This window comes from Janthinobacterium sp. 35, assembly GCF_002754575.1.
Taxonomy (GTDB): Bacteria; Pseudomonadota; Gammaproteobacteria; order Burkholderiales; family Burkholderiaceae_D; genus Janthinobacterium; species Janthinobacterium tructae.
This window is the reverse complement of record NZ_PEFN01000001.1, coordinates 5,044,505-5,070,567: the sequence shown is the minus strand read 5'-3', so window position 1 is coordinate 5,070,567 and position 26,063 is coordinate 5,044,505. Positions and strand designations below refer to the sequence as shown.

Below are 26,063 nucleotides of genomic sequence, written 5' to 3'. Positions count from 1 at the left end.
AATCACTGCCGCTCGCGACGGTTTTCTCAAGCGCGGCGATGAGGGCGATGGTCTATAATCGTGCCTGCTGGCGCCTTCATGAAGGGCGCCGCACGCAATACAGCCTTTCCTGTCAACTGCCTCTGTCACCAGTGTCATCGCCTGCATGTCCTTAGACTTAACAAAAGCCCTTCCCAAGCCCGGCAACCGCTACGCGCTGCCCGCCCTGTATGGTTCATCCGACGCCTATGCCCTGGCGCTGGCCGCTTTGGCCTTGAAAGCGCGGGGCCAGATGCTGGCCGTGGTGGTGGCGCAGGCCAGCGACGGCCAGCGCCTGCTCGATGAAATCCCGTGGTTTGGCGGCAAGGAACTGCGCTGCCATCTGCTGCCGGACTGGGAAACCCTGCCCTACGACGCCTTTTCGCCGCACCAGGACCTGGTCTCCGAGCGCCTGGCCACCTTGCACGAAATCCAGACGCGCCAGTGCGACGTGCTGATCGTGCCGGCCACCACGGCGCTGGTACGCCTGGCGCCGCCGTCCTTTTTGGCGGCTTACACCTTCTTCTTCAAGAAGGGAGAAAAGCTCGACGAAGCGCGCCTGAAGTCGCAGCTGACCCTGGCCGGCTACAGCCATGTGTCGCAAGTGATGTCGCCCGGCGAATACTCGGTGCGCGGCGGCCTGCTCGACCTGTTCCCCATGGGTTCGGCCCTGCCCTACCGCCTGGACCTGTTCGGCGACACCATCGAAACCATCCGCACGTTTGACGCCGATACCCAGCGCTCGCTGTATCCGGTGCACGAAGTGCGGCTGCTGCCGGGCCGCGAATTTCCCATGGACGAAGCGGCGCGCACCACCTTCCGCAACCGCTGGCGCGAACAGTTCGAGGGCGACCCTTCGCGCTCGGTGGTCTACAAGGACATCAGCAGCGGCATCGCCTCGGCCGGCATCGAATACTATCTGCCCCTGTTCTTCGAGCAGACGGCCACCCTGTTCGACTACCTGCCGCCCGACGCCTCGCTGGCCCTGGTGGGCGAGATCGACGCTGCCATCGGGCGCTTCTGGACCGATACCCAGTCGCGCTACCGCTTTTTGAAGGCCGACCGCGAGCGGCCGATTCTGCCGCCCGAATCGCTGTTCCTGTCCGACGAGCAGTTCTTCGGCCTGGCCAAGCCGTATGCGCGCCTGGCGATTGCGAAATCGAACGACGCGCTGGCCTCCGAACTGTCGGCGCCCGTGCCGAACATCGCCGTCAACCGCCGTGCCGACGATCCGCTGGCCAACCTGCGCAGCTATCTGCTGCAATCAGGCCGCCGCGTGATGATCTGCGCCGAATCGAACGGCCGCCGCGAAACCTTGCAGCAGTACTTCACCGAATACGATCTGCACCTGACGCCGGTGGAAGGCAGCGACGGTTTTCTGCAGTCCGACGCCAAGCTGATGCTGGGCGTGGCGCCGCTGCATGCGGGCTTCGAGCTGTTCACGCCGGACGGCAATCTGGCCTTCATCACGGAAACCGAACTGTATGCCGGTTCCGGCCGCAGGGTCGGCAGCAAGAAGCAGGAAGGCGTGACGCAGGTCGAATCGATGGTGCGCGACCTGTCCGAGCTCAAAATCGGCGACCCCGTGGTGCACATCAACCACGGCATCGGGCGCTACATGGGCCTGACCAGCATGGATCTGGGCGAAGGCGAGACGGAATTTTTGCACCTCGAATACGCCAAGGACACCAAGCTGTACGTGCCGGTGTCGCAGCTGCACGTCATTTCGCGTTATTCGGGCGCTTCGCCGGAAGACGCGCCGCTGCACTCGCTCGGCTCGGGCCAGTGGGAAAAGGCGAAAAAACGCGCGGCCGAACAGGTGCGCGACACGGCCGCCGAGCTGCTCAACCTGTATGCGCGCCGCGCGCTGCGCCAGGGCCACTCGTTCGAATTCTCGTCGCACGACTACCAGCGCTTCGCCGACAGCTTCGGCTTCGACGAGACGCCGGACCAGGCCGAGGCCATCCGCAACGTCATCAAGGACATGACCTCGGGCAAACCGATGGACCGCCTCGTGTGCGGCGACGTCGGCTTCGGCAAGACGGAAGTGGCGCTGCGCGCGGCGTTTATTGCCGTGATGGGCGGCAAGCAGGTAGCGATACTGGCGCCCACCACCCTGCTGGCCGAGCAGCATGCGCAAACCTTCGCCGACCGCTTCGCCGACTGGCCCGTGCGCATCGCGGAATTGTCGCGCTTCCGCAGCGGCAAGGAGATCACGCAGGCGTTCAAGGGCATGGCCGACGGCACCATCGACATCGTCATCGGCACGCACAAGCTGCTGTCGGACGACGTGAAATTCACGCGTCTGGGCCTGGTCATCATCGACGAGGAACACAGGTTCGGCGTGCGCCAGAAGGAAGCGCTGAAAGCCTTGCGCGCGGAAGTGGACGTGCTGACCCTGACGGCCACGCCGATCCCGCGCACCCTGGGCATGGCGCTGGAAGGCTTGCGCGACTTTTCCATCATCGCCACGGCGCCGCAAAAGCGCCTGGCCATCAAGACGTTCGTGCGCAGCGAAGGCGAGGCGATCATCCGCGAAGCCTGTCTGCGCGAACTCAAACGCGGTGGCCAGATCTACTTCCTGCACAACGAGGTGGAAACCATCCAGAACCGCCTGGCCATGCTGACGGAACTGCTGCCCGAGGCGCGCATCGCCGTGGCGCACGGCCAGATGCATGAGCGCGACCTGGAAAAGGTCATGCGCGACTTCGTCGCCCAGCGTTTCAATATTTTGCTGTGCACGACCATCATCGAAACGGGTATCGACGTGCCGACGGCGAACACCATCATCATGCACCGCGCCGACAAGTTCGGCCTGGCGCAGCTGCACCAGTTGCGCGGCCGCGTCGGACGCTCGCATCACCAGGCCTACGCCTACCTGCTGGTGCACGATGTGCAAGGCCTGACAAAACTGGCGCAGCGCCGCCTGGACGCCATCCAGCAGATGGAAGAACTGGGCAGCGGCTTTTACCTGGCCATGCACGACCTGGAAATCCGCGGCGCCGGCGAGGTGCTGGGCGAGAGCCAGTCGGGCGAGATGACGGAAATCGGCTTCCAGCTGTATTCGGACATGCTGCACGAAGCGGTGCGCTCGCTGAAGGCCGGCAAGGAGCCGGACCTGGCCGCGCCGCTGGCCTCGACGACGGAAATCAACCTGCACGTGCCGGCCCTGCTGCCAGCCGATTTTTGCGGCGACGTGCACGAACGCCTGTCGATCTACAAGCGCCTGGCCAATTGCGCCACGCCAGAGAAGATCGACGATATCCAGGAAGAACTGATCGACCGCTTCGGCAAGCTGCCCGACCCCGTGAAAGCGCTGATCGAGACGCACCGCCTGCGCATCGCGGCGAAAACCGTGGGCATCGTCAAGATCGACGTGCATGGCGAGGCGGCCACCTTGCAATTCATGGCCAAGCCCCCCATCGACCCGATGCGCATCATCGACTTGATTCAGAAGAATCGCCATATCAAGCTGCATGGCCAGGACAAGCTGAAAATCACGGCCGCCATGCCCGACCTGGCCGCGCGCGTGACGCAGATCAAGACCACCATCAAGCAATTGACGGTGTAGACCATTTCGACCATTTATGCAGGATAGCCCCATGACCAACACGACTTCCATCACCATGAACCTGATCCTGCAGGGCCTGGACGGCGATAGCGCCCGCCTCGAACGCATCGCCGCCCTGGCCGCGCCCACCTCCATCACGCGCCTGGGGCCGAACGCCGTGCGCTGCGAGCAGATCGCCTATTCGCCCGCGCTGCGGCCCACTATCGAAGTAGCGGCCCAGGCGGCCCAGCTGGACGCCACCTACATGATGGGCCAGCGCGAACTGCGTGAATTCAAACTCGTGGCGATGGACATGGATTCGACCCTGATCACCATCGAGTGCATCGATGAAATCGCCGACATGCAGGGTCTCAAGCCGCAAGTGGCGGCCATCACGGAAGCGGCCATGCGCGGCGAGCTCGATTTCGCGGCCAGCCTGAAGCAGCGCGTGGCCCTGCTCGAAGGCCTCGATGCATCGGCCCTGCAGCGCGTCTACGACGAGCGTTTAAAACTATCGCCAGGTGCCGAAACCATGCTGGCGTCCGTGCAAAAGGCCGGCTTGAAAACCCTGCTGGTGTCCGGTGGCTTTACCTTCTTCACCGAGCGCCTGAAGCAACGCCTGGGCCTCGACTACACGCACGCAAATGAACTGGAAATCGTCGACGGCAAGCTGACGGGCCGGGTTTTGGGCGGCATCGTCGACGCCGAGGAAAAGCAGCGCACGGTGGAAAGAGTATGCGCGGAGCTGGGCATTACGCCGTCGCAAGCCATCGTCATGGGCGACGGCGCCAACGACTTGAAAATGATGGGCATCGCCGGCCTGTCCGTGGCCTTCCGCGCCAAGCCCGTGGTGCGCTCGCAAGCCGATGTGGCGCTGAACTTCGTGGGTCTCGATGGCATTCTGAACATTCTCAACTAAATTGAGTAGTAACATCCATCAAACCCATGACCAAAGAAACCCATCGCTGACCCAACTGATTGATGCCGTTAGTCCTTGGGATCGCAGGATGTTGCCGATCGACCAAGCAGCCATTGAGACCACAGGGTTGAGAAAAAATTACACAAATGACACTATAACAGTCAAGTTTTCCATCCAACCTCTCTCATGCGTAGTACATAAATCAAACCTGCTGTACGAAATCATAGATTGTGCAATAGTTGAATCATTTCTGAATGCCAGACATCGCCCCCATATGTTTAGAAGGTGCTGTAATAGTATGTGAGCAACATAAACAAGGATATCCCTGCGAATAAAGATCAGAAAATATTTATTACTATATCAACAATTTCACCAAGAAACATCTGGAAAATATTTACGATGCGGGACTGAAATATTTAAACAAGAAAGATTAAGTGTAATTGTCATTTTAAAAATAATTTTTACTCTAATCCTCCTTCTATAATTAATCATTGAAATTCTAGGCGCCATAAATTAAATGGGATATTACAACAGACGGCGCTACAAAAGCTGGCGATCAAGAGGTTCGGGTCGTTCTTCTGCTCCGTCAAAATTTACGGTGCTAAGTGCCCTATTTGGCAGCGCCATTGAAAGAATACGCTACGCATTCATGAATCTTGATGAGGATGCTCTCGATGAACTTTTTTCTGACTATGGCGCAATTCACGGTGATTCGGCTGAAAGATATGCCCGCAAGACTTTCCCTAACTGGAAAAATGGGAAAACAAATCTTTCAGGTCAAACAATGGAAAGGCTTGTGGAGCTTGTTCCACCTTATCTTTCCTCTGAACAGCGCTTTTCGATATTGCAATTGGTTTTAAAACGTCATAAAAGATCGGCACCATCTCGAACGATAAGAATAAATGTAAAGCAACCAGAGGAAGGTTTTTCAGAACTACAGAACGCTCTGGCGTCAATGTCACACAATGATTTTTTGGCTCATTTACCAGAAAATGTCATGAAGGCTGGCTCTTGGCTATACGATGATGACATTACAGCAGCAAGAGCAATGCTGGCAGAGGCAGAACGTTTGGAAAATGATATGATCCGCACGACGGCATCGCGTGAAATCGCACTACTTAGAAGAACAATTTCATCAGGCCAAGTTCAAGCGGCAAATTACTCTGTTGAGATGCCAGCCGGGAGTTTAAATGTTATAGCATTTACGCCATCAAAATGCTTTGTTGCAACAGTTTGCTTCGGCGAAGCTGCGCCAGAAACCGTAGCTTTGAGATTTTGGCGCGACCATTATTTGGTGGAAACAAATTGGGGCAGAAAATTTATTGTTTGGTACTACAAAAACGGCGAGAAAATCGCAACTATTGTTTCCAGATCAACGTTATTAAAAGGCTTGGCAAGGGTCTGTATTGGTATATTTTCAAAAATAGTGGCACCTAAATTTAATCGGAGTATCGAATGAGTGATAGAAAGAATTTTCCTGTACAGGAGGACAAAAATAGTCCCGTTCAATTACACGATAGTGGCTTGCGTGCTGGATCATTAATCGAGCAATCCTTGTCAAGACTTAATGAACAACAGATGCAGAACTTGATGTCAAAGGCTGGCGAAGAGGCTTTGCGGCTTGAAGTAAAGAATCGCGAGCAAAATATGGACTATGTCATCGGGAAAAAAGCGTCTGAAGATCATATTGATACGTTTAATATGCTCGAAAGGAACGGGAGAACGACGCGTCAATCAGTGACCTCCGATATAAAAACTGGCGCAGGAAATATGCGAATAGAAAGTAAGTCCGGAGCTACCTGTTTTGTCGCATCTGTAGCCTATGGAGATCAAAATCACCCAGATGTAATGTTCTTGCGTTTTTTTCGTGACAATATTTTGAACAACTCAAAGGCTGGGCGAGCTTTCATTGTTTGGTATTGGAGAAACGGGCCAAAGCTCGCAAAAATCGTCGGCAAGTCAGTTATTTTGCGGCATACTGCAAAAGCTTTTATTTCCGGAATTGTAAAACTACTAAAAATTATGTAACACAGTAGGAAAAGTATAGGAGCCTTACAAGTGTAGGGCATTCAAAATACCCTGGAAAGGCATGACCACCCGGCCACGCCCCTTTCACACCCTACAACTGCCACAGTCGCAACGGCAGCAAGCCCCACCAGGCCAGCACCAGCAGCAGTTGCAGCGCCGCCAGCAAGGCCACCCAATCCCATTTCGCCCACGAGCCCGATTCGGCCGCCGTGCCGCGGCTGCGCCAGCAGCGCGCCAGGCCGAACGCCATGGCCAGCGGCAACGCGCCCGTGACCAGCGCCAGCAACACGCTGGCCACGCTGACATCGCCCAGGCGCAGGTAAGACTGAAAATAGAAAAACGGCAGCGGCAAGAGCAGCGCCAGCTGCGACAGCAGGGGCGCGAACAGATGGTCGCCCCGCCCCAGGCGGCGCAGCGCGGCGCGCCAGACGCCCACCACCAGCACATACAGCAAGCCCGCCATGCCCAGCGCCAGGCTGCCCCACAAGACCAGCATGCGCAGCATCGACACCCGCTCATAGCTGCGCAAGCCGTCGCTGAGGATATGCTTGCCATCGTCTTGCAGCAGCACGTGCGATGGCGTGCTGCGGTCGCTGGCGCGGAACAGCAAGCCGCCCACCGGTTCCAGTTCCTTCGGCTCGCCCTGGAACGGGATCAGGAACAGCGACTCGCCATCCCATTTCAGGCGCGTAAAGCCGAAGACGGCATCGACCCAGGCCATGCTGGCCATGGGGCTGGGTGACGGCACGTACACGCCCTGCCAGTTTTCCACCGTGGGCGCGGGCATGCCCTGCGGCGCTGGCGCGCGCAGCGGCAGCTCCAGGTCGCGCAGCAGCAGGCGGTTGAAGCGTTCATAGTCGGCTGCTTCCGCATCCGTGTTGAAGGCCACGAAGAAGGCGCTTTTCTGTTCAGGATAAAGGCACAGCATGGCACGGAAACCCACGGCCGTGCCGGGGTGGCAAGCGCCCACCACATTGTGGCGGTCGCGCACGGCCAGGGCCAGGCCGTGGCCCGTTGCCAGGCCCGCCTGCGCCGCATCCGTGCCGGCCGGTTCGGACAAGGCGCCCATCAGCGCCGGGTCGATGAAGCGTTTGCCCTGCAGCTTGCCGTCGCCCATCAGAAATTGCGCCAGCTTGCCCATGTCGGCCGCCGTGGTGGTAAATTGCGCGGCCGGACGCAAATACTGCGGCACGGCCGCTTGCGCCACGCCATGCTCGAAGTGGCCCATGGCCAGGCGCGGATCAGCCTGCGCGCCCGTCTGCGTGACGAAAGTAAACGTGCTGTCCGCCATGCCCAGCGGCTGCAGCAGCTGCGCATCGAGGTAGCGCTCATACGGCTGGCCCGTGACCTTCTCGATCACCATGCCCAGCAAGCCATAGCCCATGTTCGAATACGCATAGCGGCTGCCGGGCCGGGCGCGCACGCGCAGCAGGCTGCGCCCGCCGTCAAAAGCGGCGGCCAGCGGCGTCTGCGGCGCCGGATTCAGGCTGAACGCCTGCCAGAAGCGCACGTTGTCGAGGCCGGACGTGTGCGCCAGCAGGTGGCGGATGCGCACGGGGTCGCTGGTTTGCCACGGGTTGTTCAGCGCCAGTGCCGGCAGCACCTGCTGCAAGGGCGTGTCGAGCGTGAGCCGGTCTTCGCTGATCAGGCGCAAGACGCCCAGCGCCAGCGCCACCTTGCCCACGGAGCCCACTTGCACGCGCGTGTCCGCCTGCATGGGCAGGTGCTTGGCGCCATCGCGCTGGCCCGATGCGCCGACTTTGACTGTTCCATCGGGCAAGACTTCGCTCCAGACGGCGCCCGCCAGGCCCTCTTCCTTCAAGCCAGCGGCAAACTCCGCCTCCAGCGCGGGCGAGGCCGCATGGGCCGCCGTGGCGCACAGCAGCAAGGCCGGCACGGCGCGCCGCAGCCATGACCTGGCGCGCGCGGCCAAGGTGGGATGTGGATCTGCTTTCAACAATGTATTCCGCCTTTTTCCATGGATTGCGCTCCCGTTCAACAGAGCTTGTTACAATAAAAACCTGAACAAACAATCAAGCAGGAGCCTGCATGTCACAAGATATTATTTTAGATACCCCACTCCGGCAGACCAAGAACCTGGCCTGGTGGTTGTACCTGATACATGGCGCCAGCTTTGTGTTTTCGCTGGGTGCGTTTTCCTTCATTCCGCTCATCATCAATTATGTGAAGCGCGACGAGGCGGCAGGGACCTTCGTGTACAGCCATCACAGCTGGATGATCCGTTCCTTCTGGTGGTACGTGGCCTGGATCGTCGTCGGCGCCGTGCTATGGATTACCATCATCGGCATTCCGCTGGCGTTCGTCGTGTGGGGCGTGGCCTGGCTGTGGAAAGCGTACCGCTTGCTGCGCGGCTTCCTCGACCTGAACAACAACACCCCCGTCCCCATGTAAAAGGTGCTTCGCGGCAAGCCAACGGCTTGCCGCTGCCTACATCGCCGCGAACGCCCGTTCGATATCGGCGATCAAATCCTGAGGATCTTCCAACCCCACATTCAGGCGCACCAGCTGGCCCGGCAATGGCCAGCCCTTGCGCATGGCGGCGATGCGGTACGGCATCACCAGGCTGTTCGCGCCGCCCCAGCTGTAGCCTATCTTGAACAACTGCAAGGCGTCGACGAAACGGTCCGTCTGCTGCTCCGTGTAGCGGGCATCGAACAGCACGGAAAACAGGCCGCCCGCGCCCGTGAAATCGCGCTGCCAGATGGCGTGTCCCGGGCAATCGGCGAAAGCCGGATGCAGCACCGTGGCGATCTCGCTCCTGCCCTTGAGCCAGGCGGCCACCGTGCGCGCGCCCGCATCGTGGGCGTCGAAGCGCAGCTTCATGGTGGGCAAGCCGCGCAGCACCAGGTAGGCGTCATCGGCGCCCACGCCCATGCCAAGGCGCATATGCGCCAGCGCCAGGCGCTCGTGCAGCGCCCTGTCCCGCGTGATCAGGGCGCCCATCAGCACGTCGGAGCCGCCCGACTGGTATTTCGTCAGCGCCTGCATGATGATGTCCACGCCCAGCTCGAAGCCGCGCAGGGCCAGGCCGGCCGACCAGGTGTTGTCCAGAGCCACCAGCACGCCGCGCGCGCGCGCGGCCGCGCAGATGGCGGGCAAGTCCGGCACTTCCATGGTCACGGAACCAGGCGCTTCCGTCCAGATCAGCTTGGTATTTTCCTGGATCAGGGCGGCGATGCCGGCGCCGATCAGCGGGTCGTAATAGCGGGCCGTGATGCCGAAATCCTGCGCCAGCCAGCGTCCCAGTTCGCGGTTCGGGTTGTAGATATTTTCCGGCAATAAAACGTCATCGCCTGTTTTGAGCAGCGCAAAGTCCGCCATGGCGATGGCCGCCAGGCCCGATGGCGCCAGCAGGCAGTACTTGCCCCCTTCGATCTCGGCCAGCCGCGCTTCCAGCGTGAACGTGGTGGGCGTGCCGTGCAAGCCGTAGGTGTAGGCGTTCTTCTCTTTCCAGTCGCCCGAACGCATGGCCGCCACGTCCTTGAACAGCACGGTCGATGCGTGATGGATGGCATTGGGAAACGCGGCAAAGCCTTGCGGCGCCTGGTAATCGCTGTGGATCAGCGCCGTCTGGGGGGATTTGATAGTGGTCATGGCGTCGGCAAATAAAAAAAGGCGGTCCAGCAATTGCTGGTCCGCCTTGATTGTAAGGGCTTATGCCCTTGCCTGCCGTACGTATGACAGAGTGTTACACCTGCTTACTCGGCGGCGCCCCACAAGTCATGCGCATCGGCCGAGGTGATGGTGACATCAACGAACTGGCCGACGGCCAGCTTGCGGTGCGGCTCGAACGGCGGCTTGACGTACACGACGCCATCGATTTCCGGCGCGTCGGCGGACGAGCGGCCCACGCCGCCGGAGCGGGTGACTTCATCGATCAGCACGCGCACGGTCTTGCCGACCTTGGCTTGCAGGCGTTTCTTGGAAATTTCTTCCTGCAGCAGCATCACGCGGCCACGGCGCTCTTCGCGCAGCTCTTCCGGCACGGGATTTTCAATCGCATTGGCCGTCGCGCCTTCGACGGGCGAATAAGCGAAGCAGCCCAGACGGTCGATCTGCGCTTCCTTGAGGAAGTCCAGCAAGTACTCGAATTCTTCTTCCGTTTCGCCAGGGAAACCGGCGATGAAGGTCGAGCGTATCGTCAGGTCCGGGTTGATGGCGCGCCAGGCCTGGATGCGGTCGAGGTTTTTCTCGCCGCTGGCCGGGCGCTTCATGCGTTTCAGTACGTCCGGGTGCGCGTGCTGCATCGGAATGTCGAGGTATGGCAGGATGTGGCCACCGCTCATCATCGGGATGATCTGGTCCACGTGCGGGTACGGGTACACATAGTGCAAGCGCACCCAGGCGCCGTAGGTCTTGGCCAGTTCGCCCAGCGCTTCCGTCAGCTGCGTCATGTGCGTCTTGACGGGACGGCCATTCCAGAAGCCGGAACGGAATTTCACGTCCACGCCATACGCCGAGGTATCTTGCGAAATGACCAGCAATTCCTTGACGCCGGCCTTGAACAGGTTTTCCGCTTCGATCATCAGTTCGCCGATCGGACGCGAGACCAGGTCGCCGCGCATCGATGGGATGATGCAGAAACTGCAACGGTGGTTGCAGCCTTCGGAAATTTTCAGGTAGGCATAATGCTTCGGCGTCAGCTTGATGCCTTGCGGCGGCACCAGGTCGAGGAAGGGCGCGTGCGGCTTCGGCAAGTGAAAATGGACGGAATCCATCACTTCGGACAGCGCGTGCGGACCGGTAACGGCCAGCACTTTCGGGTGCACCTTCATGATGATGTCGTCGCCGGCAGCATCTTTCTTGGCGCCCAGGCAGCCGGTCACGATGACTTTACCGTTTTCAGCCAGCGCTTCGCCGATGGCGTCCAGCGACTCTTGCACGGCAGCATCGATAAAACCGCAGGTATTGACGATCACCAGATCGGCGCCAGCGTAGGATTTCGCCGTTTCGTAGCCTTCGGCGCGCAGTTGGGTCAGGATTTGTTCGGAGTCGACCAGCGCTTTCGGGCAGCCGAGCGAGACAAAGCCCACTTTCGGCGCCGCACCTGGCATGGCCAGCATGGCCTCTGGCTTGGCGGAAGGAACGGGAATACGGTGAATTTCAGACATAGTTGGCAGCTAGTAAAATGGTGAGGCGAATCGGCTATTGTACCCCGAGCCGCCCCTTGCTGACAGAACTATGCTGATTTGATGACGCCGATACAACTCCCGGGCGATCGAATCGCCCGGTGAGTGTGTCGCATAGCTTACTTTTTGTCGGTCGGAGGAACCGGCGGAACAAACGGGAACGTGCCGAACAGATTCTTGCTCTGGCTCTGCATCTGTTCCTGCATCTGCACGAACAGGCTCTTGCTCTGGTCGATGTAGTTGTTCATCATGCCTTGCATCATCGGGCCCTGGACATTCATGAACTGGGTCCACATTTCCGGGCTGAATGGCTTGCCTTCGAAACTTCCCGCCGACGTGCCCGTGAATTTGTGCTGGATATCGGTGAACGCTTGCACGTTCTTTTCCAGGTAGGATCCCATCATGCCCTGCATGGCGTGGCCATAGTAGCGGATGATCTGCGACAACACGCTGCTCGAAAACATGGGCGCGCCGTTCGCTTCCTCTTCCAAAATGATTTGCAGCAAGATGCTGCGCGTCAAATCTTCGCTGGATTTGGCATCGACGACCGTAAACACCTCATTATCCAACACCAACTGCTTGACGTCCGTCAAGGTGATGTAGGAACTGGTTTGCGTGTCGTACAGACGGCGGTTGGGATATTTTTTAATCAGGCGGTCTATACTTTTTTTTGCACTACTCATCACAAGTTCCACTTATTGCGCCGCAGCGCATACTGAGTTAATCCGAAAAAAAAGCGAACGTGGGTCCGCTTTCGCACCTGCCTACTTTTTCCATTATAGAGTGGAAAACGGCTCCATTACACATCAGGGTAGTAGATTCCCGCATTTATTGCAACGCAACTAAAAGTAGATTCCTGACAAGACCGATGATTACGCCGGCCTTGTCAGGCAAAAACGCTTTGTGACTTAATCTGCCCTGACTTTAACATACCGCCCCGGCGCCGGCTCGATTGCCGCGTGCCGCTTGTTGCCCGGCTTGCCGGGCGCCTTCACCTGCGTGCCGCCGTGTTCGGCCAGGAAGGCGGCCCATTCGGGCCACCAGCTGCCCGCGTGCTCGGTCGCGCCTACCATCCATTGCTCGGCAGTCAAGGCCTTGGCCTTCGCCGTGCGGGGCTGGTCATTACTCCAGTAACTGCGCTTTTTCTTCGAGGCAGGATTGATCACGCCGGCGATATGGCCCGAGGCACCGAGGATAAAGCGGTTGGCTTTCGGTTTTTTCGGATTCAGCAAGGCCGTGCTGGCGTAGGCCGCGCCCCAGGGCACGATATGGTCTTCGCGCGAGCCGTAGATGAAAGCGGGCGCGTCGATGCTGCTCAGGTCGACCTGTTCTCCGGCCACCGTCAGCTTGCCCGGCACTTTCAGGCTGTTTTCCAGGTAAGTGTTGCGCAGATACCAGCAGAACATGGGGCCCGGCAAGCCCGTGCCGTCGCCATTCCAGTACAGCAAGTCGAACGCGGGCGGTTCCTTGCCCTTCAGGTAATTCGACTGCACGTAGTTCCACACGAGATCGTTCGGCCGCAGGCTCGAAAACGTGCTGCCCAGGTCGCGGCCCGACATCAGGCCGCCCTTGGCCAGGCTCTGCTCGCGCAGCGCCACTTGCGGCTCGTCAATAAAGACGTCGAGCGCGCCCGTGTCGCAGAAATCGAGGAAGGTGGTCAGCAATGTCAGGCTGGCGGCCGGATTCTCGCCCCGCGCCTTGAGTACGGCCAGCGCCGTCGAGACGATGGTGCCGCCCACGCAAAAGCCGAACATATTGAGCTTGTCCTGGCCGGAAATGTCCTGCGTGACACGGATGGCTTCGATCACGCCTTGCTCGACGTAATCGTCCCATGTCAGGTGCTGCATGCTCAGGTCCGGATTGCGCCAGGACATCAAAAACACGGTATTGCCCTGCTCTACCGCATAGCGCACGAGCGAGTTTTCCGGCTGCAAGTCAAGGATATAGAATTTATTGATGCATGGCGGTACCATCAGCAGGGGACGCTGGTGTACCGTGGCCGTCATCGGCGTGTACTGGATCAGCTGGAACAGGGCATTTTCAAACACCACCGTGCCCGGCGTGGTGGCCACGTTGCGGCCCACTTCGAAGGCCGATTCGTCGGACTGCGAGATGCGGCCCTTCTGCATGTCGGTCAGCATATTGCTCAAGCCCTTGGCCAGGCTCTCGCCCTTGGTCTCGATCAGGGTTTGCTGGGCGTCAGGGTTGGTGGCCAGAAAGTTGGCGGGCGACATGGCATCGACGATTTGCTGCACCGCAAACGCAATCTTTTGCTTCTGGTGCGGCGTCGCTTCCACAGCATCGGCCATGGCGCTGAGAAACTCCGCGTTCAGCAAATAGGCGGCCGCATTGAAGGCCGACAGGGGGCTGGCGTGCCAGGCGGGCGCGGCGAAGCGGCGGTCTTTCAGCTCCGGCGCCTTGCCGGCCATAAAGTCAGCCCACAAGCCCGTCAGCTTGGCCACATAGGCATTTTTCAGTTGCTCGATCGCTTCCGGCTTGATGCTGGCGCCCGCATCCTGCAAAATGCCGGCAATCGGATTACCCTGGGGCTGCGGTACCATGTTGAACCACGTCTTCCACTGCTCAGGATTGCTGATCTGCGCCATCCATTCCTTGGTCATCATTTGAGGATCGGGCATATTCATAGATATATAAGTCCATTCAAGAATTGGGGGACGCCGAACAAAACCTACTGCGCGTCGGTATAGGCGGCCTGCGATGCTCACCGTACCTTCGTACGGTTGCGCTTCTTAGCCACCTCTCCCTTCCGCTCGCTACGGTTTTGTTAGGCGTCGCAAACGTAGTCAAAATAAATATTTCTGAATCAACTGCATGCAAACTTTTACTGACTGGCAATACCAATGATGCTCATGACCGCTGTTGCCTGGATCTATGTCGTCGGCCTCATGGCGCTGACGGAACCGTCCATCGTCGCCGGGGTGATGACCTTCGTGCTGTACTGCGTCATCCCGCTGTCCATCCTATTCTATCTGACGGGCTCGCGGCGACGCAAACGCAAGGCTGAGCGCGTCGCTGAACTGAAGGCGCGCGCACTCGCCTCAACAGACGATAAAACAAAAACGGCAGACACATAAGTGTCTGCCGTGCAGATTATTTGCGCCAGATCAAGCTGGCCTGTCTTCCCGTGACGCCATCGCGCCGGTACGAGTAAAACTGCGCCGCCTCGCTGACGGTGCAGTACTCGCCGCCTGCCACTTGCGCCACGCCATCACGCAGCAGCATGGTGCGCGCCAGCGCATAGATATCGGCCAGGTACTTGCCCGGCTTGCCAGCGATGGCGGCGAATGCATTCGACAACACTAGCCGCTCGGCAGCGTCGCGCGCACCGTCGCGGAACGCTTGCAGCACGTCCTGCCCCACTTCGAATTGCTGTGGACCAATGGCTGGCCCCAGCCAGGCGAGGATCTCCGTCGCGCCCTGCGCCCGCATGGCTGCCACCGTGCGCTGCAAGACGCCATTGGCCAGGCCGCGCCAGCCCGCATGGGCCGCACCGACGACCAGGCCGTCCGTCGAGCAGAACAGCACGGGCAGGCAATCGGCCGTCATCACCACGCACACGGCGCCAGACTGCGTGGCGATGCTGGCGTCGGCATCGGGCACGCCACCGTGCAGGCTGGCCGCGTCCACCACGGCCACGCCATGCACCTGCGACAACCAGGCCGGTTCGGCAGGCAAGATGGCCGCCAGCCGCGCGCGGTTGGCCAGCACGTGCGCAGGATCGTCGCCCACGTGCGTGCCCAGGTTCAAGCCACCGCCGCCCTGCCCGTCACCATACGGCCCCTGGCTGACGCCGCCCGCGCGCACGCTCGACAGCGCGCCCACGTTCGCGGGCAAGCCGGGCCAATCGGGCACAAGGCAAGGCAACGGCGACGTCATCAGACCTGTTCCGGCTCGGGAATGCCGGCGGTGGCGATCAGTTGCGCGAAATCATCGGCCAGCGGCACGATCCATTCACACGCTTCCAGGGTACCCGGATGCACGAGACCCAGGCGGCGCGCCTGCAATGCCTGGCGCGAGAAGACCGACACCAGATGCTGCTTGCCGTACACGGAGTCGCCGACCAGGGCAAAGCCCAGGTGCTGCATGTGGACGCGGATCTGGTGCGTGCGGCCTGTTTCCAGACGGCATTGCATCAGGCTCACGGGACGGCGGTCGAGTTCGCCGCTGCCGATCAATTCATAGTGCGTGATGGCCGGCTTGGCGGTAAAGTTTTCCGAGACAGCCATCTTGACGCGGTCGCGCGGGTGGCGCGCGATGGACGCATCGATGGTGCCCGCCTGTTTCGGCGTGCCCCATACGAGCGCAAAGTATTCACGCTTGACGGTACGCGCCTGCAACTGACGCACCAGGTCCGTTTGCGAGGCGAGGGTCTTGCCGACGACCATCAAGCCGCTGGTATCCTTGTCCAGGCGGTGCACGATGCCGGCGCGCGGCACGCCCGCCAGTTGCGGGCAGTGATGCAGCAAGCCGTTGAGCAAGGTACCCGACCAGTTGCCGGGACCCGGATGCACGACCAGTCCGGCCGGTTTGTTGATCACGATGATATGCTCATCTTCGTGCACGATGTTCAATTCCATCGCTTCCGGCTTAAAAGCCTCGTCTTCCGGCGCGCTTTGCGGCAGAATGACGATCTTCTCGTCGCCATAGGCGGTCATGTTGCGTTTGGCAACTTTTCCATCGACGGTCACGAAACCGGCTTCCAGCCACAGTTGCAAGCGGCTGCGCGAGTATTGCGGCACCAGCTGGGCGATGACTTTATCGAGGCGGTGGCCGCAGGCGTCCGGCGTCAGTTCCAATGTAATCGGGGCCATGATCTCGAAGGCGTCGTCGGCGGCAAAATCGCCGTCAAACGCATCTTCGGCGCCATGGTCAGAAAGGGAGTCAAACGCGGAGTCAGCCAAATTAGGCTTCGGAGTTAATATCACAGCATTCCCATCGGCTATAATCAGCCTATTGTAAAATCTTGGTTAAAACCTTCTTGCAAAACGTCATGCAAAAAAAATTATCGTTGGTAGTCGCTTCAGTCGTTCTGCTCGGCATGTCCGCTTGCAGCTTGTTGCCTGAAAAAGTGGATGAGACCAAAAACTGGTCCGTTACGAAATTATACTCGGAGGCGCGTGAAGAAATGGCCGGGCAGCACTATGAAGCTGCAATCGGCCTGTTCCAGAAGCTGGAGGCTAACTATCCTTTCGGCAACTATGCCCTGCAAGCGCAGATGGAGATCGCTTACGCGTATTATAAGGCGGGAGACCAGGCGCAGGCACTGGCTGCCGTCGAACGCTTCATCAAGTTGCATCCGAACCACGCCAATGTAGACTATATGTACTACTTGCGCGGCCTGATCAGCTTCAACGACCAGATCAGCTTCCTGAACTTCCTGTACGAGCAAGACCCGACCGAGCGCGACCCGAAAGCCACGCGCGAAGCGTTTGCGGCCTTCAAGCAACTGGTCGACAAGTTTCCAAATAGTAAATATGCGCCCGATTCGCTGGCCCGCATGAACTATTTGATCGATGCCATGGCGAAATACGAAGTACACGTGGCGCGGTATTACTATCGCCGCGGCGCCTACCTGGCCGCCGCCAACCGCGCACAAACGACGGTCAGCGACTTTGCCGCTTCGCCCGCCATCGAAGAAGCGCTGTTCATCATGTACCGCTCGTATGACAAGCTGGGCTTGACCGACCTGCGCGACGACACCTTGCGCGTGCTGACCAAGAACTACCCGAACACGGCATTCCTCAGCCCGGAAGGGGTGAACAAGGAACGCAAGTGGTGGAAATTCTGGCAGTAAGATAAGAAAAAACCGGGCTAGCCCGGTTTTTTTCTTGCTTCAACCCCAAAAGCAAGAACCGGGGTCGTTCGCTGCGCGATCGGAATGCGTCCCATTGGGACGCATTCCCCCGTCGGGTACGACCCCAGCTTTTGCAGCTGGGGGGCGTTACTGATTCATTCGCGCCTATTCGCCCACTTTACGCCGAAACACCCAGCTCTTGTCATTCGACGCTTCCGGCACGAAACCGTAGCCATCGACGTCAAACTGCTTGAGCTGCTCGGGATCGCGGATCGCGTTGACGGCCGCGTAGCGGGCCAGCATGCCGCGCGCGCGCTTGGCGTAGAACGAGATGATTTTATACTTGCCGTTCTTCCAGTCCTCGAACACGGGCGCGATGACGGGCACGTCCAGCTGGCGCGGCTTGACGGATTTAAAATATTCTTCGGACGCAAGATTAACCAGCACTTTCGCGCCCTGCTCTTGGGCCGTGCGGTTCAGGCGATTGGTGATGGTATCGCCCCAGAACGCATACAAATCCTTGCCGCGCGTGGTCGACAAACGCGTGCCCATTTCCAGGCGGTGCGGGTGGATCAGGTCCAGCGGGCGCAGCAAGCCGTACAGCCCGGATAAAATGCGCACGCGCGACTGGGCGTAGTCGAGCTGCTCGGGCTGCAGGCTGCGCGCGCCGAAGCCCGTGTACACGTCGCCATTGAAGGCCATGATGGCCTGGTGCGCATCGGTCAACTGCGGGGTCCAGGACGCATAGCGGGCCACGTTGAGGGCCGACAAGGCGTCGGAGATACCCATCAGGCTGCCCACTTCGCTAGGGGAAAACTGGCGCATGCGCTCGATCAGCTGCGCGGAATGGTCGAGAAAATCGGGGGTGCTGTGCAACGTGGTCGTTGGCGGCGTCTCCAGGTCGAGACTCTTGGCGGGCGAAAGCACGATCAACATAAATTATCACTACAGAATAGAATTGCCGACATGATACCTGCTCCACAAAAACTCGTCCTCGACACCAACGTTTGCCTCGACCTGTTCGTCTTCAACGACCCGCGCTGGGCGGGCCTGCTGGCGGCCATGGAAAGCGGCGCCGTGCACGCCATCACGCGCGAAGATTGCCGCGCGGAATATCTGGTCGTCTTGCATTACAAACATCTGCCGCTCGATGAAGCCAGCCGCGCCGTCGCCGCCGCCCGTTTCGACGCCCACATCAGCGTCGTGGCGCCGGCCGTGTCCGGTGTGCGCCTGCCCGTCTGCACGGACAGGGATGACCAGAAATTCCTCGAACTGGCGCGCGACGCCAACGCCGACATCCTCATCACCAAGGACAAGGCGCTGCTGAAACTGGCCCGCAAGACGGCCAAGGCCGGCATGTTCAAGATCATGCTGCCGGAAGGCTGGGCCTTGCCAGGCTGAGCCGCCAAAGCCCCACACGCGACGGGGCGCGCTGCGCTAGAATGGGACACGATTCCACTTTACGCACCGCGACCCTACCGTTCATGAACAGCCCGTCCCTGCCCTACACGACTCCCACCCTGACCTCGCGTTTGCCTCTCGTGGGTACCACCGTGTTTACCCGCATGTCCAGCCTGGCGGCCCAGCACGGCGCCGTCAACCTGGGCCAGGGCTTTCCCGACTTCGATTGCGACCCGGCCCTGGTCGATCTCGTCAGCGACGCCATGCGCGCCGGCCACAACCAGTACCCGCAGATGACGGGCGCCGCCCCCTTGCGCGAGGCCATCGCCGCGAAGATCGCCAGCCTGTACGGCCACGGCTATGATGCCGGCACGGAAATCACCGTCACGGCCGGTGCCACGCAGGCCCTCATTACGGCCATTTTGTGCTGCGTGCATCCGGGCGACGAAGTCATCGTCATCGAACCGGCCTACGACAGCTATCTGCCGGCCATCGCGCTGGCCGGCGGCGTGCCCGTGCTGGTCTCCATGCAGGTGGGTGAAGAGGGCTACAGCGTGCCGTGGGACACGCTGGCCGCCGCCGTCAGCGCAAAAACGCGCCTGATCATCATCAATACGCCGCACAATCCGACGGGCACCATTTTGCGCCCTGCCGACGTGGCCGCACTGGCCGACATCGTGCGCGGCACGCAAATTCTGATTTTGTCCGACGAAGTCTACGAACACATGGTCTACGACGGCGTGCCGCACGCCTCCCTGAGCCGCAACGCGGAACTGGCGGCGCGCAGCTTCATCGTTTCCAGCTTCGGCAAGACGTATCATGTGACGGGCTGGAAGGTCGGCTATGTGGCCGCCCCGGCTGCCCTGACGGCGGAATTTCGCAAGGTACACCAGTACAACGTATTTACCGTCAACACGCCGATGCAGCACGGCATCGCCAGCTACATGGCCAAGCCGCAGCCCTACCTGGACTTGCCCGCGTTTTACCAGCGCAAGCGCGACCTGTTCCGCGACGGCCTGGCGGGCAGCCGCTTTACCCTGCTGCCGGCCGACGGCACGTATTTCCAGTGCGTGCGCTACGATGCCATTTCGCAAGAGACCGAAGCGCAGTTCGCCGAATGGCTGACGGCCGAGATCAAGGTCGCTGCCATCCCCGTCTCCGCGTTTTATGCGCAGGGCAAGGAGTCGGGCATCGTGCGTTTCTGCTTTGCCAAACAGGATGACACCTTGCGCCTGGCGCTGGAGCGCCTGCGCAGCATATAACCGAGCATGGCTCCGCTTCGGCGGAGCAAAGGATGACAGCATGGTACAGCGTCGCATCGGCCCGGCCGACCTGGTTCCCGGCGAACCCCTGCCCTGGGATCTGTTTTTGGCTGACCACAGTGCCGGCCCGCAACTGCGCAAGGGGCAGATCATCACGGACGGCGCGCAGCTGGGGCGCTTGCTGCAGCTGGGTCTGTACGCGGGCACGCCGGAGCAGCCGTCCGTCTTGCGCTTGCTCAATGAAGCGGCGCAGCGCCTGGAACGCCTGCTGCTCGACTTGCGCAGCGAAAGCAATGCCGAGCGCGACGTGCGCGACATCGCGCGCGACCTGCTGCGCGCGCTCGAACATGATGCCGATATCGCCCTGGCCAGCATCCTGCTCAACCAGATCGCCGGTAGCTACGCCGTGCGCCACTGCATCGAAACGGCGCTGCTGGCCATGCTGGTGGGGCGCAGCATGCACAAGTCCCACGATGAACTAATACTGATCGGCGCCGCCGCGCTGACGATGAACGTGGGCATGCTGCGCCACCACGACAGCTTCCAGGACCGGCGCGGCCCCCTGAATGACGAAGAAATGCGCATCGTGCGTCTGCACCCGCAGGAAAGCACGGAATTGCTGCGCTGCGCCGGCGTCGACGACGAGGAATGGCTCAGTTGCGTGCTCTTGCACCATGAAAACGACGACGGTAGCGGCTACCCGCAGGGGCGCACGGCCGATGAAATCCTGCAAAATGCCAAGCTGATCGGCCTGGCCGACCGCTACTGCGCGCGCGTCTCGGCGCGCAACTACCGCCGTTCCATCGTGCCCGACCAGGCGCTGCAGCACATCTTCCTCGAGCAGGGCGTGGCCATCGACCCGCTGCTGGGAGAACAGTTCATCAAGCTGCTGGGCAAATATCCACCCGGCACCCTGGTGCGCCTGCGCAGCGGCGAACTGGGCGTGGTGACGCAGCGGGGCGCCGCCCACGTGCATCCGCTCAGCGACCCGCTGGGCGCGCCGCTGGCCGCCGCCCAGCTATCGCAGATGACGCCGCGCGACACGGGCGACAGTCAGTTCGCCATCGTCTCGTCGCTGCATGAAGACGATGCGGGCGTGCATTTCAGCATGCGTAATGTGTGGGGCGATGAAGCGCGCCTGTAGCTGCCTGGATAACGCCGGGCGCCAGACCCGGCCCCCGGAAAAATGTCAGCTCACGGTTTCGGTGGACGGATGCCGGTGTACTGTGCGCTGACCAGTAGCCATTGCTTGTCGACAAGCCGAGCCACATACCCGGCGCGCAGGGCGAAGGTACGGGCAGCCGCGTCCTGATTGACGCGGTAGGACAGCCGTGCCGAGATGAGCGCCGTATCGCCAAAAAGACGCACCACCGGCTCATCGACCTGGAGTTGAGGACTCGGCCGTTTCTGCTCTGGCGCATAGAAGGAGAGCATTTTTTCACGCCCGTCCACCTCGCCGACCGGCGATACTTCCACATAATTCTCGGCCGTGGTGGCTTTCAAGGCAACTTGATCAAAATTATTCTGCGCCTGTGCATGGCGCTGCACCAAAGCCAGCAGTTCGGCATCGGCGGGAGCCGCCTGCGCACCACCGATCGCGCCCAAGGTGCCAAGCAGGCAGGTAGAAAGAATAGGTGAAAGGGTCAATTTCATGCGTATTTCATCCGGGTCGAGGTCATGAAGAAGCATTCGTTGATGACTGCGGCAGCGCCAGCATCGAACACTCGCTTGCGGGCAAACTCATCGTGAGGGAGCCCACTGCATGCTATCCCATTGCCCTTTCCAGCGCATGCCATTGCGACAAACTGCTCAATTGGGGGTTTGAAACGCCATTTCGAGGACGCCTGGCGACCGGCTTGATGGCGCCGCCCCACATCCCGCGCATTCCCCTGAATCGACCGTTCATCCTGCGTCTGGCGCTATTCGTCGGCCCGCGCTCGCCCATCCGGGCGGGCGCACATACCATGCCGATATGACCACTCCACTCCAGTTCAAGTCCGGCCAATTCTATGGCGATGTGCATCACGGCGCGCGCGGCAGCATCTTCGATATCCGCCGCCTGAAGGCCACGCGTGGCGAGGACGAAGTCGAAACGCACCGGCATGACGATGCCCACTTCGTCTTCGTCCTGTCCGGCACGTATATTTCCAGCGCCCTCCACGCCCCGGCGCGCGCGCCGTCACCCACCCTCGTCTTCAATCCTGCCGGCACGACGCACCGCGACCGCTTCGTCGATGGCAAAGGCAGTTTCATGACGGTATCGCTCGACCCTGCCCAGCTGTCGGGCGCCGAAGAATTGCATGCGGCCCAGGAATGCGCCACCGTGTTGCGCGATACCGCCAGCGCGGCTGCCGCCTTCCGGCTCGCGCGCGAAATCGGTCGCGGCGGCGATGCCGCGCTGCTGGAAGCGGGCGCGTGGGAGATGCTGGGCAGCCTGCACAGGACGCCCCAGAAGGCACGCCCATCGCCGCCCGCCTGGGCCCACCAAGCCTATGAAGCGGTGATGGACCTGTCCAACGACACGCATCTGCGTATTGCAGACGTGGCCGTTGCGCTGGGCGTGCATCCCGTGCACTTGGCCCGCGTCTTCCGCCAGGCCTGGGGCTGTTCGCCGGGCGACCTGCTGCGCTGGCGCCGCGTCGATCAAGCCTGCGGCCTGCTGCGCCGTCCGGAACTGAGCATGGCCGACGTGGCGCTGAGCGTGGGCTTCGCCGACCAGAGCCACATGAGCCGCGCCTTCCAGGCCCGCTACGGCATGACACCCAGCAACTATCGCCGCCAAATGTTTCAAACGTCCAAGACAATGCTTGGTTTGCAAGACTAGACTGGCCTTTTCCAACTCAGGAGTACACCATGTTGCGATACCTCCCCCTTCTTCTGGCCTGCGGCAGCAACGTCCTCGCGGGCGAACTGGACGGCGTTACCACCGCCATCGACGCGGGCGACTTCAAGCAGGTCACCAGCGTCGTCGTGGCACAGCATGGCAAACTGCTCTACGAACACTACTTCGACAAGGATGGCGCCGACAGCCTGCGCAACACGCGCTCGGTTGGCAAGACGGTAGCGGGCATGCTGGTCGGCCTGGCCATCGAGCGCAAGCTATTGCGCGCCGACACTCCCGTGCTGCCACACTTTCCGGAACTGCGGCCGCTGGCCCATGCCGACCCGCGCAAGGACAAGATCACGGTCGAGGACTTATTGACCATGAGCTCGCTGCTCGAATGCGACGACGACAACCAGCATTCGCGCGGCAACGAAGAGCGCATGTATCTGGTGGAAGACTGGAGCCGTTTCGTGGCCGACCTGCCGATCCGCGGCTTTCCCGAATGGCAGCCCCGCCCCGAGCAATCGCCGCACGGCCGCGCCTGGAGCTACTGCACGGCAGGCGTAACCCTGCTGGGACCGCTGCTTGAAAAAGTGAGCAGCCAGAGCGTGCCGGACTTCGCTGCCGCCAACCTGTTCAAGCCGCTTGGCATCGACAAGGTGAAATGGCAACTCCAGCCCAAGGGCAGCGCCATGACGGGCGGCGGATTGCAACTGCGCAGCGTGGACCTGATGAAGCTTGGCCAGCTCTACCTCGACGGCGGACGCTGGAATGGCAAGCAGGTGATACCGGCTGAATGGGTCAAGCGCTCGATCGCGCCCCATGCCAACGCGCGTGAAGGCATGGACTACGGTTATCTGTGGTGGCTGCAACCGTTCACGGCCAATGGCCGCACGGTGCAAAGCTATGGGATGGCAGGTTCTGGCGGCAATAAAGTGCTCGTCCTGCCGGAACTCGATGCGGTGGTCGTCATCACCACGACCAACTTCCAGGTACGCGACGCCCACGCGCTCAGCGAAAAATTGCTGACCAAGCTGATCATGCCGGCATTGATGCGCCCCTGAGCACCTTTCATTTTGCGGACGTCAAATACGCCCGCAAGCCATGTGTCAGCACAAACGGAAACACGCTCGCGTGGTCTTCGTCCTCGAAGACGCGCAGGCGCGTTTTCAAATTCGGGAACTTGCGCGATGTCAGCTTTCCGTCGAACTCGCGCAAATCGGCCAGCATGTCGGCCTCTTCCTCCGCGCGCGAACGCTTCTTGCCCGCCGCCAACTTTTCCAGGCCGCCGATGCCGAAGAACACGGACGCGGGCAAGTCCTTGTGGCTGGCGGCATACGCCTGCTCGCGCTCGAACATGATGCCGGCGTCGTACCACAGCGACGGACTGCCGAGGATGTAATGCTCGAAGGTGCGCGGTTCGGTGAGCAGAAATTGCAGGCCCAGCAGGCTGCCGTATGAGTGGCCGATAAATACCTTGCGCTGCATGTTCACGCGGTAATGCTGCGCGATGAAGGGAAACACCTCGCCCGAGACGAACTGGCCATACGCCTTCGCTTCACCGAACGCCGGTTGCCGCCCCGGCATGTCCGAGCGGTAGTCGTGCTTGCGCGGCGTGGTGGGCGTGTAGTCGCGGCGGCGGCTGTACACCCCGCCATCGCCGTTGGCGTACGACAGGCCAACCACGACCACCTCTTCCATCCCGGCATGCTTGTTCAGGCGCTGCGCGATATTGCGCACGATGGCGAACGCGTAATTGGCGTCGACGACGAACAGCACCGGATAGCGTTTATTTCCCTGCTGATAGGAATCGGGCAAGGCGACATACACCTGATAGTCGCGCTTCAGGGCTTGCGCCCGGATGTCGCGCACCTGCGTATTTTCCAGTACGTAGCTGGCAGGGGTGCTGGCGGGCGCGGCATGGACGCCATTAACAAGAAAGCAAAGGGCTAGGAGGAAACTATGTGGCTTCAAGCTGGCTTCTTTCATGGAGGTCATTGCTATTTTGCCGCAGCCGTCGTCAACTGCACCAGCTTGCGCTCGACAAACGCCTGCAGCTGGGGCGACAGGGTTTGCAAGCCCTTGGCCCGCTCGAACGCCTGGCGCGCCTGGGCCGGGTGGTTGTCGGCTTGCAATGCTATCCCCAGGCCCATCCACCAGACGCTGTTGTCAGGCGCCGTCTGCAGGGCCAGCTGATAGTGCTCGGCCGCTTCGCGGTAGCGCTGCTCGCGCTGCAGCACGCCGGCCAGGAAGGCGCGGTAGTCGCCGTTGTCGGCGGCGTACGGCAGGCTGCGCATGAGGGTATCGAGGGCCGCTGCACCGCCGTTGGCTTTGTCCAGCTGCAAGCGGGCCAGCATCATCGCCTGCGCCGGCTGTTTCGGGTCCAATGCCAGACTCAGCTGCAATTGGCGCGCCGCCTCGTCGGGACGCTGCGCTTCGAGCAGCAGGCGCACCAGGGTTTCACGCGCGCCCTGGTGGCGCGGATCCAGCTGCAGGGTCTGCTGCAAGCCGGCCAGCGCTTCCGAGACGCGGCCATCCTGCAACTGGCCCAGCGCGCGCCGGTAGTCATTCTCCACGCGCTGCTGCGGCGTGACTTGTTTGCCGCCAAGGATACGTTCGCTGGCGGCGGGAACTGGCGTCTTCACCACGGGCGCCACGGCAGGCCTGGCGGGTTGTTGCGTGATGCGGCGCATTTCAGCAGCATGTACCTTGGCTGGCGCGACCGTCTCCGCAGCCTGCAACACCGGCTCGGGTGCCAGCGGCGCCGTGGCGACCGGCGCCGGCGCAGGGACTGGCGCAGCCACAGGTACAGCCGCAGGAGCCGGTACAGAGACCGGCACGGGTAGCGGTGCCGCCACCGGCAGCGGCGTGTTGGCCACGCTGACCAGCACGGGCGGCACGGCCGGGCGCTTCCAGTACACCCAGCCCAGGGCGATGGCGGCCGCCGTCAGGCCGGCCGCGCCGCCGAAGACCAGCGCGCGCGAGACGCCCCGCTCGCGTTCGGGCACGGAGCGGATGCCGGCCGCGTCGCCGCGCCCATCGGGGGTGCCGCGCGCATCGAGGTCTTGCAACATCTTGTTAATCAGGCTCATCTAC

General features: G+C 61.0%; 23 protein-coding genes. 12 read left to right on the top strand and 11 right to left on the bottom strand.

Features of this window, described 5'->3' with window-relative positions; all coding sequences use genetic code 11:
• The first annotated feature begins 145 nt into the window (after nucleotides 1–145).
• The 4 genes from mfd (at nucleotide 146) to CLU93_RS22645 (ending at nucleotide 6,515) form a co-directional block, all read left to right on the top strand.
• A complete protein-coding gene (gene mfd / locus CLU93_RS22660) occupies nucleotides 146–3,589 on the top strand; it encodes a transcription-repair coupling factor (RefSeq protein ID WP_099763411.1) in 3,444 nt (1,147 codons plus the stop codon).
• Between the two features lie 55 nt (nucleotides 3,590–3,644).
• A complete protein-coding gene (serB, locus tag CLU93_RS22655; RefSeq protein WP_099764556.1) occupies nucleotides 3,645–4,487 on the top strand; it encodes a phosphoserine phosphatase SerB in 843 nt (280 codons plus the stop codon).
• Between the two features lie 649 nt (nucleotides 4,488–5,136).
• Complete coding sequence (locus tag CLU93_RS27930; protein WP_143451788.1) at nucleotides 5,137–5,946, top strand: CFI-box-CTERM domain-containing protein; 810 nt, start codon at nucleotides 5,137–5,139, stop codon at nucleotides 5,944–5,946.
• Nucleotides 5,943–6,515: a CFI-box-CTERM domain-containing protein gene (locus CLU93_RS22645; RefSeq protein ID WP_143451787.1), complete on the top strand. Its 573-nt coding sequence runs from the start codon at nucleotides 5,943–5,945 to the stop codon at nucleotides 6,513–6,515. Before CLU93_RS27930 ends, CLU93_RS22645 begins: the two co-directional genes overlap by 4 nt.
• Nucleotides 6,516–6,606: 91 nt before the next feature.
• Here the strand turns inward: CLU93_RS22645 and CLU93_RS22640 are convergent, their stop codons facing one another.
• Complete coding sequence (locus CLU93_RS22640; RefSeq protein ID WP_143451786.1) at nucleotides 6,607–8,472, bottom strand: serine hydrolase domain-containing protein; 1,866 nt, start codon at nucleotides 8,470–8,472, stop codon at nucleotides 6,607–6,609.
• A 92-nt stretch (nucleotides 8,473–8,564) separates the two neighbouring features.
• On the opposite strand from CLU93_RS22640, the gene CLU93_RS22635 reads away from it, so the two are divergent.
• Nucleotides 8,565–8,927, top strand: coding sequence for a DUF4870 family protein (locus CLU93_RS22635; protein WP_099763407.1), 363 nt, complete (start codon nucleotides 8,565–8,567; stop codon nucleotides 8,925–8,927).
• Nucleotides 8,928–8,963: 36 nt separating this feature from the next.
• On the opposite strand, the gene CLU93_RS22630 is transcribed toward CLU93_RS22635, so the two are convergent.
• From CLU93_RS22630 to phaC, 4 genes are all read right to left on the bottom strand, one after another.
• Nucleotides 8,964–10,130 (bottom strand): cystathionine beta-lyase, encoded by a 1,167-nt coding sequence (locus tag CLU93_RS22630; protein WP_099764555.1) that lies wholly within the window; start codon nucleotides 10,128–10,130, stop codon nucleotides 8,964–8,966.
• A gap of 104 nt (nucleotides 10,131–10,234) precedes the next feature.
• Complete coding sequence (gene rimO / locus CLU93_RS22625; RefSeq protein ID WP_099764554.1) at nucleotides 10,235–11,590, bottom strand: 30S ribosomal protein S12 methylthiotransferase RimO; 1,356 nt, start codon at nucleotides 11,588–11,590, stop codon at nucleotides 10,235–10,237.
• A 194-nt stretch (nucleotides 11,591–11,784) separates the two neighbouring features.
• Nucleotides 11,785–12,348, bottom strand: a complete 564-nt coding sequence (phaR, locus tag CLU93_RS22620; RefSeq protein WP_071076767.1) for a polyhydroxyalkanoate synthesis repressor PhaR — start codon at nucleotides 12,346–12,348, stop codon at nucleotides 11,785–11,787.
• A gap of 225 nt (nucleotides 12,349–12,573) precedes the next feature.
• Nucleotides 12,574–14,289: a class I poly(R)-hydroxyalkanoic acid synthase gene (gene phaC / locus CLU93_RS22615; protein ID WP_099763406.1), complete on the bottom strand. Its 1,716-nt coding sequence runs from the start codon at nucleotides 14,287–14,289 to the stop codon at nucleotides 12,574–12,576.
• A 237-nt stretch (nucleotides 14,290–14,526) separates the two neighbouring features.
• On the opposite strand from phaC, the gene CLU93_RS22610 reads away from it, so the two are divergent.
• Nucleotides 14,527–14,760: a hypothetical protein gene (locus tag CLU93_RS22610; protein ID WP_257225057.1), complete on the top strand. Its 234-nt coding sequence runs from the start codon at nucleotides 14,527–14,529 to the stop codon at nucleotides 14,758–14,760.
• 16 nt (nucleotides 14,761–14,776) lie between these two features.
• On the opposite strand, the gene pgeF is transcribed toward CLU93_RS22610, so the two are convergent.
• Together pgeF and CLU93_RS22600 are read right to left on the bottom strand one after the other, a co-directional pair.
• Entirely contained in the window at nucleotides 14,777–15,562 is a 786-nt protein-coding gene (gene pgeF, locus CLU93_RS22605) for a peptidoglycan editing factor PgeF (RefSeq protein WP_099763405.1), read from the bottom strand.
• The gene (locus CLU93_RS22600; protein ID WP_099763404.1) at nucleotides 15,562–16,587 is read right to left on the bottom strand and encodes an RluA family pseudouridine synthase; all 1,026 of its coding nucleotides are present in this window, start codon (nucleotides 16,585–16,587) and stop codon (nucleotides 15,562–15,564) included. Before CLU93_RS22600 ends, pgeF begins: the two co-directional genes overlap by 1 nt.
• Nucleotides 16,588–16,676: 89 nt before the next feature.
• On the opposite strand from CLU93_RS22600, the gene CLU93_RS22595 reads away from it, so the two are divergent.
• On the top strand, nucleotides 16,677–17,480 hold the full coding sequence (locus CLU93_RS22595; RefSeq protein WP_071076763.1) for an outer membrane protein assembly factor BamD: 804 nt from the start codon (nucleotides 16,677–16,679) through the stop codon (nucleotides 17,478–17,480).
• A 165-nt stretch (nucleotides 17,481–17,645) separates the two neighbouring features.
• Here the strand turns inward: CLU93_RS22595 and yaaA are convergent, their stop codons facing one another.
• Nucleotides 17,646–18,416, bottom strand: coding sequence for a peroxide stress protein YaaA (gene yaaA / locus CLU93_RS22590; RefSeq protein WP_099763403.1), 771 nt, complete (start codon nucleotides 18,414–18,416; stop codon nucleotides 17,646–17,648).
• 30 nt (nucleotides 18,417–18,446) lie between these two features.
• On the opposite strand from yaaA, the gene CLU93_RS22585 reads away from it, so the two are divergent.
• From CLU93_RS22585 to CLU93_RS22575, 3 genes are all read left to right on the top strand, one after another.
• The gene (locus tag CLU93_RS22585) at nucleotides 18,447–18,881 is read left to right on the top strand and encodes a putative toxin-antitoxin system toxin component, PIN family (RefSeq protein ID WP_099763402.1); all 435 of its coding nucleotides are present in this window, start codon (nucleotides 18,447–18,449) and stop codon (nucleotides 18,879–18,881) included.
• 83 nt (nucleotides 18,882–18,964) lie between these two features.
• Nucleotides 18,965–20,143, top strand: coding sequence for a pyridoxal phosphate-dependent aminotransferase (locus CLU93_RS22580; protein WP_099763401.1), 1,179 nt, complete (start codon nucleotides 18,965–18,967; stop codon nucleotides 20,141–20,143).
• Nucleotides 20,144–20,183: 40 nt separating this feature from the next.
• On the top strand, nucleotides 20,184–21,287 hold the full coding sequence (locus CLU93_RS22575; protein ID WP_099763400.1) for an HD-GYP domain-containing protein: 1,104 nt from the start codon (nucleotides 20,184–20,186) through the stop codon (nucleotides 21,285–21,287).
• Between the two features lie 50 nt (nucleotides 21,288–21,337).
• Here the strand turns inward: CLU93_RS22575 and CLU93_RS22570 are convergent, their stop codons facing one another.
• Complete coding sequence (locus tag CLU93_RS22570; RefSeq protein WP_165829482.1) at nucleotides 21,338–21,796, bottom strand: nuclear transport factor 2 family protein; 459 nt, start codon at nucleotides 21,794–21,796, stop codon at nucleotides 21,338–21,340.
• 319 nt (nucleotides 21,797–22,115) lie between these two features.
• On the opposite strand from CLU93_RS22570, the gene CLU93_RS22565 reads away from it, so the two are divergent.
• Together CLU93_RS22565 and CLU93_RS22560 are read left to right on the top strand one after the other, a co-directional pair.
• The gene (locus CLU93_RS22565; protein WP_099763398.1) at nucleotides 22,116–22,967 is read left to right on the top strand and encodes a helix-turn-helix transcriptional regulator; all 852 of its coding nucleotides are present in this window, start codon (nucleotides 22,116–22,118) and stop codon (nucleotides 22,965–22,967) included.
• A gap of 29 nt (nucleotides 22,968–22,996) precedes the next feature.
• On the top strand, nucleotides 22,997–24,031 hold the full coding sequence (locus tag CLU93_RS22560; RefSeq protein WP_099763397.1) for a serine hydrolase domain-containing protein: 1,035 nt from the start codon (nucleotides 22,997–22,999) through the stop codon (nucleotides 24,029–24,031).
• Between the two features lie 7 nt (nucleotides 24,032–24,038).
• Here CLU93_RS22560 and CLU93_RS22555 read toward each other — a convergent pair whose 3' ends face one another.
• Together CLU93_RS22555 and CLU93_RS22550 are read right to left on the bottom strand one after the other, a co-directional pair.
• Nucleotides 24,039–24,941 (bottom strand): alpha/beta hydrolase, encoded by a 903-nt coding sequence (locus CLU93_RS22555; protein ID WP_257225056.1) that lies wholly within the window; start codon nucleotides 24,939–24,941, stop codon nucleotides 24,039–24,041.
• 26 nt (nucleotides 24,942–24,967) lie between these two features.
• The gene (locus CLU93_RS22550) at nucleotides 24,968–26,059 is read right to left on the bottom strand and encodes a tetratricopeptide repeat protein (RefSeq protein ID WP_257225055.1); all 1,092 of its coding nucleotides are present in this window, start codon (nucleotides 26,057–26,059) and stop codon (nucleotides 24,968–24,970) included.
• Nucleotides 26,060–26,063 lie beyond the last annotated feature (4 nt).